The 12,501-nt window shown below is 34.3% G+C and carries 13 protein-coding genes and 2 pseudogenes; 13 read left to right on the top strand and 2 right to left on the bottom strand.

Annotation, left to right across the window (positions count from 1 at the left end; all coding sequences use genetic code 11):
* Positions 1-12: 12 nt before the first annotated feature.
* A pseudogene (locus MKX37_RS25900) lies at positions 13-566 on the top strand (AMP-binding enzyme); the annotation flags it as partial.
* A gap of 59 nt (positions 567-625) precedes the next feature.
* Here MKX37_RS25900 and MKX37_RS25895 read toward each other — a convergent pair.
* Both MKX37_RS25895 and MKX37_RS27505 read right to left on the bottom strand, forming a co-directional pair.
* Positions 626-1,090, bottom strand: coding sequence for an IS3 family transposase (locus MKX37_RS25895; protein ID WP_139367908.1), 465 nt, complete (start codon positions 1,088-1,090; stop codon positions 626-628).
* Positions 973-1,251, bottom strand: coding sequence for an IS3 family transposase (locus MKX37_RS27505; RefSeq protein WP_176126840.1), 279 nt, complete (start codon positions 1,249-1,251; stop codon positions 973-975). Before MKX37_RS27505 ends, MKX37_RS25895 begins: the two co-directional genes overlap by 118 nt.
* A gap of 103 nt (positions 1,252-1,354) precedes the next feature.
* On the opposite strand from MKX37_RS27505, the gene MKX37_RS25890 reads away from it, so the two are divergent.
* The 12 genes and pseudogenes from MKX37_RS25890 to MKX37_RS25835 all read left to right on the top strand — a co-directional run bounded on the left by MKX37_RS25890 (position 1,355) and on the right by MKX37_RS25835 (position 12,473).
* The gene (locus MKX37_RS25890; RefSeq protein WP_063219440.1) at positions 1,355-2,155 is read left to right on the top strand and encodes an SGNH/GDSL hydrolase family protein; all 801 of its coding nucleotides are present in this window, start codon (positions 1,355-1,357) and stop codon (positions 2,153-2,155) included.
* 85 nt (positions 2,156-2,240) lie between these two features.
* Positions 2,241-2,381 (top strand): annotated as a pseudogene (locus MKX37_RS25885) (phage holin family protein); the annotation flags it as partial.
* A gap of 273 nt (positions 2,382-2,654) precedes the next feature.
* Positions 2,655-3,662 (top strand): LytTR family transcriptional regulator DNA-binding domain-containing protein, encoded by a 1,008-nt coding sequence (locus MKX37_RS25880; RefSeq protein WP_078421800.1) that lies wholly within the window; start codon positions 2,655-2,657, stop codon positions 3,660-3,662.
* 175 nt (positions 3,663-3,837) lie between these two features.
* A complete protein-coding gene (locus MKX37_RS25875) occupies positions 3,838-4,680 on the top strand; it encodes an ABC transporter ATP-binding protein (RefSeq protein WP_078421801.1) in 843 nt (280 codons plus the stop codon).
* A complete protein-coding gene (locus tag MKX37_RS25870) occupies positions 4,680-5,384 on the top strand; it encodes an ABC transporter permease (RefSeq protein WP_078421802.1) in 705 nt (234 codons plus the stop codon). The genes MKX37_RS25875 and MKX37_RS25870 overlap by 1 nt, the downstream gene beginning before the upstream one ends.
* 161 nt (positions 5,385-5,545) lie before the next feature.
* Positions 5,546-6,541, top strand: a complete 996-nt coding sequence (locus MKX37_RS25865; protein ID WP_061673792.1) for a M23 family metallopeptidase — start codon at positions 5,546-5,548, stop codon at positions 6,539-6,541.
* 141 nt (positions 6,542-6,682) lie between these two features.
* The gene (locus MKX37_RS25860; protein WP_002016211.1) at positions 6,683-6,817 is read left to right on the top strand and encodes a hypothetical protein; all 135 of its coding nucleotides are present in this window, start codon (positions 6,683-6,685) and stop codon (positions 6,815-6,817) included.
* Positions 6,818-6,978: 161 nt separating this feature from the next.
* Positions 6,979-7,827, top strand: a complete 849-nt coding sequence (locus MKX37_RS25855) for a polysaccharide deacetylase family protein (RefSeq protein WP_078421803.1) — start codon at positions 6,979-6,981, stop codon at positions 7,825-7,827.
* A 359-nt stretch (positions 7,828-8,186) separates the two neighbouring features.
* Positions 8,187-8,459, top strand: a complete 273-nt coding sequence (gene spoIIID, locus MKX37_RS25850) for a sporulation transcriptional regulator SpoIIID (RefSeq protein ID WP_002089714.1) — start codon at positions 8,187-8,189, stop codon at positions 8,457-8,459.
* A gap of 161 nt (positions 8,460-8,620) precedes the next feature.
* The gene (locus tag MKX37_RS25845; protein ID WP_002089713.1) at positions 8,621-9,622 is read left to right on the top strand and encodes a rod shape-determining protein; all 1,002 of its coding nucleotides are present in this window, start codon (positions 8,621-8,623) and stop codon (positions 9,620-9,622) included.
* Between the two features lie 342 nt (positions 9,623-9,964).
* A complete protein-coding gene (locus MKX37_RS25840; protein WP_063219434.1) occupies positions 9,965-11,224 on the top strand; it encodes a glycosyltransferase family 4 protein in 1,260 nt (419 codons plus the stop codon).
* Positions 11,175-12,473 carry a glycosyltransferase gene (locus MKX37_RS25835; RefSeq protein WP_078421804.1) on the top strand — a complete coding sequence of 433 codons (1,299 nt, stop codon included), beginning with the start codon at positions 11,175-11,177 and terminating at the stop codon, positions 12,471-12,473. The genes MKX37_RS25840 and MKX37_RS25835 overlap by 50 nt, the downstream gene beginning before the upstream one ends.
* Positions 12,474-12,501: the final 28 nt, after the last annotated feature.

Genomic DNA, 12,501 nt, shown 5'->3' with positions numbered 1-12,501 from the left:
TGTGCGATATAACTCAATTTGCGCTCTCACCAAGGATATTTATTCCCTGGGCTAGAAATGAAAGTGATTGGACAAGACGGTGAAATTAAATGGGAGAACTTTGCCTAAGAGGCCCATGGATCGCTGGTAGCTATTATAAAGATGAGCGTACAGAGGAATCGATGAAAGATGGTTGGCTCCATACAGGAGATATCGTTACAGTTGATTCGGAAGGGTTTATTAAAATTGCTGATCGCACGAAAGACTTAATTAAAAGCGGCGGCGAGTGGATCTCTTCAGTAGATTTAGAAAATGCTTTAATGTCACACGATAACGTATTAGAAGCATCTGTCGTGGCAGTTCCGCATGAAAAATGGCAAGAACGTCCTGTTGCTTGTGTCGTATTAAAAGAAGGACAAGCAGTAGAAAGAGAAGAGCTGTATGCTTTATTAGAAGCAGAATTTCCGAAATGGTGGATGCCAGACGATATTTTATTTGTAAACGAAATTCCGAAAACATCTGTAGGGAAATTTTTAAAGAGAGCACTGCGTGATCAGCTTAAGACGTATATGGTAGAGCAGAAATAGAGAAGAAGGCTATCCTGATTGCAGTGACTCTACCAAGTAGACAGTATTTAAAAATGCAATTAAGCAACCTGAGTTCTATATTTATATGGACTCAGGTTATTTAATTTCTTTTGAAATCTTTGATGATTATAAAAATTTATATATTTGTGCATGGCAAGTTTGATCGCATTCGCTTTACGGAAGGAGTATAAATGGAAACACTCTGCCTTAAAGTGACTGAAGAAGTTTTCCCTACAAGCATTATCCCAACAGTTGCCTCTTCGAGACATACTTGCCTTCATCCGATATTTTTTAAGTAATTGATTATATTGACGAGATGTATACTGGGACCCTTGATCACTATGTAAGAGGATTCCCTTCACATTTCGTTTTTTCTTTGCCTTTTTAAGTGTATCTAACACAAGCTTTAAGTCGTTTCTACGACTGGTTTCATAGGCAACAATCTCATTATTATATAAATCCTTAATAGCGATAAGTACAAGCGCTGCCCATTGAAAATCAGGTAGGTAATATCCGTTACCCATTTCTCATTCGGTCTTGAAGCATGAAAGTCTCTATTTAGATGATTATCTGAAATCACATAAGGCCTCTTTTTCCTAATTATGGATTTGATACCTAATTCACTCATCAATCTTTGGATATCCTTATGATTTAAATGAAGGTTATAGGTGGCTTTCAGCCACACTTGTATTATTAATCAGTCTGAATAATAAAAGGTTTTAACAAGTAAATCCTTTTATATGATAAATTTAACGTATCACAATTACTTCTAGGAGGGATATATCAAGATGAATTTTAAAAAAGTGGCAACTATATCCATTGCACTAAATGCCACATTGTTTCTTTTAGGTGGTTATTTTGTCTATTTAAATGGAGGTAGTTCTTTTATTAAAGATAAAATGTCATTCTTTACAAGTGATGATAGAGAAGTAGAGACACCATCAGAGCCAAAAGTAAAGGGTACCGAAGTATCATCATCTACAGATGGTAATAATGATAAAAAAAGATCGTTTACTCCATTACATAAAGTACGAGAATCGGTATTTAATAGTGCTGTCTCTGTAGAAACGGGAGTAGTATTTTTAGGGGATAGTCTAACAGATTATAACGAGTGGGGAGAAGCTTTCCCACATGTTAAGACGTATAATCGTGGGATTAGTGGAGATACCACGATTGATGTGATAGATCGTTTAAATCAAGTGATTGCTTTAAAACCATCTAAAGTGTTTCTTATGGTTGGCATAAATGATTTGAGAGCTAAAACACCAAAAGAAGAAGTCGTAAAAAACTACAATAATATTGTTAAACAATTAAAGACAAAGTTACCAGAAACAAAAATATTTATTGAGAGTATACTTCCTATACATGTATCTAAGCCTTCTAATTTAAACAACGAGGATGTCAATTGGATAAACAGAGAACTTGAAAAAATAGCTAAAGAGAATGAATATACATTTATTAACTTACACCCTCTATTTACGGATAAAGATGGCCAGTTAAAGAAAGAGTGGACAGTTGATGGGGTGCATATAAATGGCGAAGGATATAAAGTATGGGAAAATGAAATTAAAAATCATGTTTACCGATAAGTGATTTTTGAAAAAAATACGGCTTTTATTCTAAAGAGGGACGAACAAATGTCTCTCTTTTTATTTTGCATAAAGGAGTGAAAAGATGGATCGTGTTGATATATTAACAAAAACATTTATAGCTACCTTCAGTGGCTTCTGCGGATACTTTTTGGAGGGATGGGATACAACATTGAAAGTTTTAGTAATCATGGCAGCAATTGACTATTTAACAGGCGTATTCGCAACAGTTTTATAGCTCATGCCTTCTTTTAAGCATAAATCTATAGCTTTTTCTTAAATTCTACATCGTAAGTGACCCTAATTTTGCCCATAGAAAAATCCCCTCCATAGTAAACAGGTTAATGTGCTTTCTTTTTCCTGTCTACTATGAGGGGATCATATCCTCTAACGCGGATGGCCTTCTTTGTTGACTATACTTATAATAGTGTATTAAATATCATAATTTTCCATTAATTGTTTGTTATAATTAAAATAAAAAATATTTGGGGGAGACAGAATGGCGTTATTGGAGTTGAAACAGCTAGGGAAGACGAACCAGTTGCCAGCAATTGAACTGGAAGTTGAGAAAGGACAATGTGTTGTTTTGCAATGTAATAATCATACAGCTAAAGTGTTGCACCGTATTATTATCGGAGAAGAAGAGGCTTCTTCGGGCAGTGTGCTATTTGAAGAGGAGCCGATTGGGAAGAAAGTGTATTCACGCATCGGTTTTTGTTTTTTGAAAGATGAAGCATATGACCGTTTGAAGGTGAAGGAGTACTTCAAGTTCTTATTAGGGCTGTATGAATCAAATATGAGTGTAGAAGAAGTGGTCCAATACGTCGGACTTCTAGATAAGTTAAACGTTAAAATAGAAAAATTGTCATTTTCAGAGAAACGCCGTCTTCATATGGGGCGTGTTATGATTCATAATCCAGATTTAGTTATTTTGGAAGAGCCAGAGCAAAATATAGATACAGAGAGTACGATTATAATTCGAAAAGCAATTATGAAAATGAGAGAACAAGGAAAGGCGATCTTTATTACGTCCTCCTTCTTATCAGATGCGCTCTCGCTAACAGAAGATGTATATATATTAAACCAAGACGGTGTGAAAAAGGTGGAAATTGAGCAAGAAGAAGCTGAAGAGATCGATCGAGAAAAAGTAGTTCAAATAATTCCGCAAATGAAGTTAGAAAGAATACCAGCGAAAGTGAATGATAAAATCATTTTACTTGATCCGATGGAGATTCATTTCATTGAAACGCAAAATGGAGTGACACATATTCATGTTAGGGAAGGCGATTTCGTATGCGCATTAACATTAAGTGAGCTAGAAATGAGATTAGCAGGATTCGGGTTCTTCAGATGTCATCGCTCGTACCTCGTTAATTTACAAAGAGTACGAGAAGTCATTACGTGGACACGTAATAGTTTTAGTTTAATTTTGGATGACGAAAGAAAAAGTTCAATCCCGCTTTCAAAAGGACGAATGGATGAATTAAAAGGTGTAATTGGACTATAAAAATGCTCCAATAAGCTCAAAATAGGATTCATTCACCGATAAAAATACTCCTTTTACTGGTATTTTACTGCGCCTACCCTTTGTTTTTCATATGATTGAGTCAAGAAAAGCGAAACAAACGAAAAGCGCTAAAGCGACTTTCATCTATAAAAAGAAAAACAAAGGGGATGACGAAATGACATTGGCAATTGAAATGAAAGATGTAATGAAAAGTTTCGATGGAAAAACGGCCCTTCGAAATGTAAATATTGAGGTGAAGCAAGGAGAAATCTTTGGATTCCTCGGACCGAGTGGATCTGGAAAAACGACAACCGTAAAAATATTAACATCTCAATTGCTTCATAGCATTGGAACGGTACGAGTGTTGGGGAAAGACATTACAGGACCAAGCAGCATCGATTACAAACGAATCGGTATTTTAACAGACAATAGCGGCTTATACGAAAGACTTAGCATTTATGATAACTTACTATTATTTTGTGACTTATACGATTGTAAAAAAGAACGAATCGATGAAGTACTAGCACAAGTGAACTTATTGGATGATAAAAAAACACAAGTAAAAAAATTGTCAAAAGGAATGAAGCAGCGTGTCACACTAGCGAGAGCGATCCTTCACAAACCAGATATCCTCTTCTTAGATGAACCAACATCTGCACTTGATCCAGTAAACGTACAAAACATTCATAAAATCTTAAAAGACTTAAATAAAGAAGGAACAACGATTTTCTTAACAACGCACAACATGGATGAAGCAGAGACGCTTTGTAACCGTATTGCCTTTCTATGCGGCGGAGAAATTGTAGCGCTTGATACACCAGAAAACTTGCGATTAAAATACGCGAAAGATCAAATACAAGTTGTGTTAAAAGATAAACAAAAAGAAACAGTGAAAAAAGACGAATTAGGTGCAAAACGTATTTCAGAATGGATGCACAAAGGAGAATTACTATCCATTCATTCACACGAACCAACTTTAGGTGATATCTTTATTGAAGTTACTGGGAGGGGATTATAATGACATTTTCAATGAGACGTGTATCAGCTATTTTTAGAAAAGAAGTACAAGATTTTAAGACGAATTCACAAGTGTTGTTAATGGCATTTTTACCAATTATATTTTCATTTTTATTTAGCAGATTTGGAGCGGGAAAGGAAATGTTAGGCACTACTACTATAACGGCCTTCCTATTTGTCGCAGGCTTTGTTCAATCTATGGTAATCGCAGAAGAAAAAGAAAAACATACACTACGTGTGTTAATGTTATCCCCAGCATCATCTGTTGAAGTTCTTCTTGGAAAGAGTTTATTAACAGCTGGTCTGACGATGGTCATTTGTATTGCAAATTTATTCATTTTAGATCAGTTAAATATCAATCTTCCATTGGTAGGATTGATATTCCTATGTGGAACTATTTTATTTATCGTGCTTGGAACAATGATCGGATTACTTGCATCTTCTGTACCACAAACATCATTAATTGGAATGCCTATTTTAATGACGATGTATTTAGCTGTACAATTTGAGTCACTAGTTGAAAATAAAATAATTAAGACGATGATTGAATATCTTCCAACATCTCATATTGTAAAAGCAATTAACAGCTTAGTAGGTGGGGCAGGATTTAGTAGTATTGGTGGGCATGTATTAAATATTGCAGTTTGGCTTATCATTTCGCTTCTTGCATGTTTGATCGTATATAAAAAGAAACAAATGGACTAAAAACTGAGCTGAAACGCTCAGTTTTTTCCTTTTTCTATCATTTCCTCGGAAATTTTGCAATTCCTATACATATTTTTACAGATTTTGTCGAAAAGTAATTAGTTATAGGTTGTATAGGATGAGTGAATATTGTTCAAAATGATTGCTGAGGTGATGATGGAATGCGAGGAAGAAATAGTAAAAAGTCGCAAAAAGTAGTACATTTATTTCAAAAAAGATGGGTGTTTCCGGCACTATACATTGCTTGTGCAGCGGTAATCTTAATGGTTGCGCTATGGTTCCAGGGAGCTAATCCAAAGAAAGCTCCGAACCAAGATCAAGCAACACCGTATACACAAACGGAAGATCCGGCAGTACCAGTAACAAAATCTTCAGAAGTAGTGAAAATGCCAACTGCAGCAAATGCAGAAGTAGTAGTACAGAAGAAATTCTATGAAGATGCAGCATCAGAGGCGGAACAAGAAAAAGCACTTGTCTTTTATAACAACACATATTCCCCGAATAAAGGAATTGACATTGCTGCGAAAAACGGAAAAGAATTTGATGTTACAGCTGCTTTAAGTGGTACAGTAACGAAAGCTGAAAAAGATTCACTTCTTGGTTATGTTGTAACAGTAGATAGTGGAAATGGTGTAGCAGCATCTTATCAAAGCTTAGGCAGTGTGAAAGTAGAAAAAGGTGCAAGAGTCGCGCAAGGTGAAGTGTTAGGAAAATCAGGTCTAAATGCAATGAATAAAGATGCAGGTTCTTACGTTCACTTTGAAGTACGTAAAGACAATGTGGCTGTGAACCCTGAGCGTTATTTAAATAAATCAGTAGCAGAAATTAAAGCTGATGCAGGTGCTGCAAAGGCGACGAATGCTTCTGGTAAAAAAGCTGATGACAAATCTCAAAAAGAAGAAAAGTCAACAAGCACGAAACCAGAAAGTAAAACAGAAGATAAGTCTCAAAAAGAAGAGAAATCGACAAGCGGTTCGACTAGTGATAAAGAGACGAACGGTAAACAAGATGAGAAATCTCAAAAAGAAGAGAAATCAACAAGCGGTTCGACTAGTGATAAAGAGACGAACGGCAAACAAGATGACAAATCTCAAAAAGAAGAAAAATCAACGAATGGTTCTACAGAATCATCTAACGGTTCTTCTTCACAAGAATAATAAAGTGAAAAAATCAGTTCTCATTAGGAGAGCTGATTTTTTTATTTTTATATAAAAATAATCAATTTCGAGAAAAAAGTTGCAATAACAAGGAAAAATGACGAGATTCTCGAATATATATTACAAAAGGGAGGGGATACTGTGTCATTTTTATCTGTTCTGTCGATTGCTATCATTTTATTGTTTGTTTTATTCGCTTTATATTATTATATTGCCGGTAAGAAAGAAGTCCCCCACCATCAGTTGTTAGAAGAAGAATATGAAAGAGAAGAGTGACACTCTAAGAAAGAGTGTCTTTTCTTTTTGTATACCTATTGGAATTTTTAGAGCTAGGACGTATAATACTAGTTGTGATTTTTTTACATAAGAAAACAATATTAGAATACAGTATGAATCTAAAATACTGTATTTTTTGTTGTGGTTGAGGGGGAAGTTTAATGAAAGCCAGAGAAAGCAAGAATTCTAAAAAATTGTTTATTTTAATAGCGGTAGCAGTGGCGCTAGTCGCTGGGATTGGATTTTTCGTTTTTAATAAAATGAATGCTGCAAGTAAGCAAGAGAAAGTGCCTGTGTTATTATATCATCATCTACTGAAGGGTAATGAAAAAGAAAATAGTGAAGTTTTTAAAAATAAAGGAACGACTTTAGCAGTGGAGCAATTTGAAAAACAAATAAAATATTTAGCGGATAATAATTATAGAGCAATTACTGCGAAAGAATTAGAGGGATTTATAAAAAACAAAAAAAATCTTCCGGAAAAGAGTGTGTTAATTACTTTTGATGATGCGTCAAAATCAAATTACACTTATGCATATCCTATCTTAAAAAAATATAAAATGCATGCAATCTCCTTTGTTGTTACATCCAAAATTAGCGATCAAGAAGAGAAATTTGATCCTAATAAAATTCAAGCTTTAAGTAAAGCAGAAATGGCTAAAATGGGAGATGTTTTTGAATTTGGTAGTCATACTGATTCTCTACATAAATTAGAAAAAGGAGAAGCTGCGGTATTTAATAAAAATGATGTGGAGATTAAAAATGATATTTTAAAGAGTAAGAGTGTTTTGAAGACTGATTATTTTTCTTATCCATTTGGGAAATACAATGATACGATTGTTAAAGTGTTGAAAGATTCTAAATTCCAGGTGGCATTTGTAAACTCTCCTGGTTATGCTACTAAAGAAAGTAATATATTAAAGGTTAATCGTTTTGCTATTAAGTCAGATTTAGATATAAAAGCATTCTCTGAAATAGTAAAAGGAAATTATGATAAACAAGATAAATAACCGAAATAAGAGTATGTGGTATTTAATTGAAATTAAGTACCACATACTCTTATTTTTTTGAATCTCGAGTTGTTTTATGCTGAGGTTGGGATTGATTATTGGAATGTGCATGAATAAAATACTAAATTTGGAGCCTCTTCTCTTTAAAAATATTGAACATGTAGCATATATCAGTAGTGTGGGCAATACAATGGTATAAACCAATGCAAAGAGAGTGTTTGAGGTGAGAAATCGTGAATCATTTCATTATAAATCCAAGAATGTTTAACGCTTACAAACAGCACTCACATTTACTTCATAGTCGTATGCAGCGAGTCTCATTTCACACTTCTCACATCCAATTTAGGGAGGCGAGTGGTGTGCACGATTACATCAAAGAGAGAACTATCAAGATTGGCAAGTATATCGTGGAGACAAGAAAGACAGTGCGTGTAATCGCAAAGGAGTTTGGGGTATCAAAGAGTACAGTCCATAAAGATTTAACAGAACGTTTGCCAGAAATTAATCCAGAGCTGGCAAATGAAGTGAAAGAAATTCTTGATTATCATAAGTCTATTCGTCATTTAAGAGGTGGAGAAGCAACAAAGCAAAAGTACCGAAAAGAAGATACAGAAAACCCTGTGCGCCAATAAATCTAAAATAGCAAACATTCCTTGTGAATTCGGTAATATTTTTCAGAAGAATTCTTTTTGCGAATATTACGTTTCTGTTAAATTTATGATAAAATCAGAAATTAGGTGTAAAAGAATTCGGGTGTAACCTGATTTTGAATATCGAGGAGGAAATGACGGGAATGTTTGCGCGAGATATCGGAATTGACCTAGGTACGGCTAACGTATTAATTCATGTTAAAGGTAAGGGTATTGTATTAAATGAGCCATCTGTTGTGGCAATTGATCGTAATAGTGGAAAAGTATTAGCAGTAGGTGAAGAAGCAAGAAGTATGGTGGGACGTACACCTGGTAATATTGTAGCAATTCGTCCACTTAAAGATGGTGTAATCGCAGATTTCGAAATTACAGAAGCAATGTTAAAGTATTTCATTAACAAATTGGACGTGAAGAGCTTCTTTTCAAAACCTCGTATTTTAATTTGCTGTCCAACAAATATCACATCTGTAGAACAAAAAGCAATTCGTGAGGCTGCTGAACGTTCAGGTGGTAAAACAGTATTTTTAGAAGAAGAACCAAAAGTAGCCGCAGTTGGTGCTGGTATGGAAATCTTCCAGCCAAGCGGAAACATGGTTGTTGATATTGGTGGAGGTACAACAGATATTGCCGTACTTTCTATGGGTGATATTGTTACCTCTTCCTCTATCAAAATGGCTGGCGATAAGTTTGATATGGAAATCTTAAACTACGTTAAACGTAAGTATAAGCTATTAATTGGAGAACGTACTTCAGAAAATATTAAAATTAAAGTTGGTACAGTATTCCCAGGTGCACGTAGTGAAGAGCTTGAAATTCGCGGACGTGACATGGTAACAGGTTTACCACGTACAATTACAGTATGCTCTGAAGAGATTACAGAAGCACTAAAAGAAGACGCAGCTATCATTGTACAAGCTGCAAAAGGCGTACTAGAGCGCACACCACCAGAACTATCTGCGGACATTATCGACCGCGGTGTTATTCTAACAGGCGGTGGAGCTTTATTACACGGTATCGACATGCTTCTAGCAGAAGAATTAAAGGTACCAGTATTAATCGCTGAAAACCCAATGCAATGTGTTGCTATTGGCACAGGTATTATGTTAGAGAATATCGATAAATTACCACGTCGTGCTTTGAGATAGATATAGAATTAATATTATTTGAAATACTGTAAACCTTGAACAGTTGGTTTTGTTATTTACTGTTCAGGGTTTATTTATATTTGGTCAATTAATATTAATTATTTAGATGAAAACGCCTCTTTATTTTTAAATTAATATATTCCGATGTAATTATTACAGATATGAAAAGCTAAATTGTTAGTCAGAAAGGTTCAATTTTGTCAGATTTAGTGATATCCTTATATTTGTAAATTTAAAGTGAACTTTGTAAATTTAAAGTGAATTTTGTTAAAAAATAGAGAATAATTAGGGTAAATAGAATGGGATAGTATCTGATATGGGAGGAAGAAGGGACATAGAAAAATGAAAAAGGTGTTAGTGATAGCACAAAATTTTTATCCGGAAATCGGAAGCGCGGCGAATCGAATTAAGAATATTTACTCGGAATTAAATGAAAAAGGATATGATGTTACAATTTTGACTACTGATCCAAGATATCCAAATGAAAATTTATATAAGAAAAAAGAATTTTGGGACGAAGAATCGGTAAATAGTGACGACATTATAAGAGTGAAACCAAGGGTGAAAAAATATACAAATAATATGTTAAGAAGGTTATTTTTGTATTTAGAAATCACAGTACTCTTTATTATGACTATATTACGTATGGATAAAAAGTATGATTATGTATTTGTTTCAACTCCGCCTATTTTTATCGGTATAGCAGGGATTTTTGCAAAGAAAAAACTAAAGGCTGAACTATTGTTAGATGTTCGAGATTTATGGCCGGAATCATTATTGGGTGTTGGAGTTTTTGCGAATCGATTTGTTTTATCGATAGCATATGCTTTAGAAAAGCTGTTATATCGTGCAGCCGATCAGATCATTGTAAATAGCGCAGGCTTTATTCCGTATCTTGAGTTGAAAGGTGTTAAACGCGAAAGAATTTCATTTATGCCAAATTCTTTAACTGAGGAAGAATTACATATGGTAGAAAATAAGCGGATTATAACTTCCTCGACTATTGAAACAGTGGAAGTGATTTATACAGGGAATATCGGGTTAGCTCAAGACGTTCTGAAGTTGATTGATGTAGCAGAATTTCTAAAAGGAAAAGAAAATATAAAATTTAAAATAATTGGCTATGGATTTAAAAGTTATCGAGTAGCTGAAGTTATTAAAGAAAAAAAACTTTCTAATATAGAAATTATTAAAGCAAAAAGTCGTAAGAAGACTCTACAGGAAGTGGCGAAAGCACATATTGCATATGTTAGTTTAGTAGATGAAAAAGTGTTTCAAACGGTTTTGCCAGGAAAGATTATTGACTACATGTGTATGAAAAAGCCTATTGTTGGTGATGTGTCTGGATATGCGGAAAAGGTTATTAATGAAGCTCAATGTGGTTTGATTTCACATGATCGAACAGTTAAAGAATTAGGAGAGCATATTTTAAGATTAGCTGAGAATGAGATATTACGAAAAAAAATAGGGGATAACGGACATAAGTTCGCCTTCCAATATTTGAGATGGAAAAATAACATCAAAGTATTAACGAGTTTAATGGAGGAAAAAGATGCAACAGAAGAAAGTGTGTATGTTCGTATGGAACCACTTCACAAATGATGCCCGTGTGTTAAGGGAATGTACGGCTTTAGCTGAAGAGGGTTATGAAGTGGACTTGATATGTATTCACGATTGGAAACAACCGGATTTACCTAAGTGGGAGACGCGAAAAGAAGGGTTTACAGTAACACGTGTAAATAATCGCCTATCTCTTTTACAAAAAGGTTTGGGTGCAGCAAAACGAGTAAAACAGTTAATTACGAAAAATATAGTTACAATGTTTTTATTTGGAGTAATTGCGTCACTGTGTTTCTGGAAATTTCCAATTATAACATGTTTGATATTATTATTTGGTGCAGTATTTTCCGTGGGGAAGCTACGGACATTAATTGTACGATCTTACATATTGGCTCAAATGGTCAAGGTAGGTATGAAAAAAGAATATGATTTCTATCATTCTAATGATTTAAATACACTACCACAAGGATGGCTTTGTGCGAAAATATTTAGAAAAAGGAAATTGGTTTATGATTCACATGAGGTACAGACTAGTCGTACAGGATACAATAGTAAAATTTATGGGATTATGGAGAAATTTTTTCTTAAATATACAGATGTGATGATTATGGAAAATCATACACGTGCAAAATATGCGGAAGATTTATATGGCTTTTATCCTAAGGTCATTCATAACTATCCTTTTGTAACGCAACCAGAGGACAGTAATTCAATTAATCTGCATGAGGTGTTAGAGATTCCAAAGGAAGAACCCATCTTGTTATATCAAGGCGGAATTCAAATAGGAAGAGGATTAGAAAAGCTAGTACAAGCAGTTCCGATGTTTAAAAAAGGTACGCTTGTGTTTATTGGTGATGGGCGTATTAAACCTGAGTTACAAAAGATGGTGCTGGAGTCAGGTTTGGAAAATAAGGTGAAGTTTATTCCGAAGGTGCCTGTAAATGAATTATTGCATTATACGAAAAATGCTTATTTAGGTTTTCAGGTTTTAAATAACGTTTGTTTTAATCATTATTCAGCTTCATCTAACAAACTATTTGAATATATGATGAGCGGGGTGCCCGTTGTTGCTTGTAGTTTTCCTGAGATACAACGCGTGGTAGAAAATGAACATGTTGGGGTTTGTATAGATTCTCACAATCCTGCTTCCATTGCTGAAGGAGTAAATTACATATTAGAACATCCAGAAGAAAGAGAAAAAATGAAAGAAAATTGTTTCATCGCCCGTAATAATTATAATTGGGAAAATGAAAAAGAAATCTTTATAAACATATATAAGAGCTTGGAATAGCATAAGGGAAAAGGCGTTCTGTTTTTAC

The organism is Bacillus sp. FSL R5-0709 (genome assembly GCF_038004785.1).
In the GTDB taxonomy this organism is placed as follows: domain Bacteria; phylum Bacillota; class Bacilli; order Bacillales; family Bacillaceae_G; genus Bacillus_A; species Bacillus_A mycoides.
Note: the sequence above shows the minus strand (reverse complement) of the source record. Positions and strands in the feature narration are given on the sequence as shown.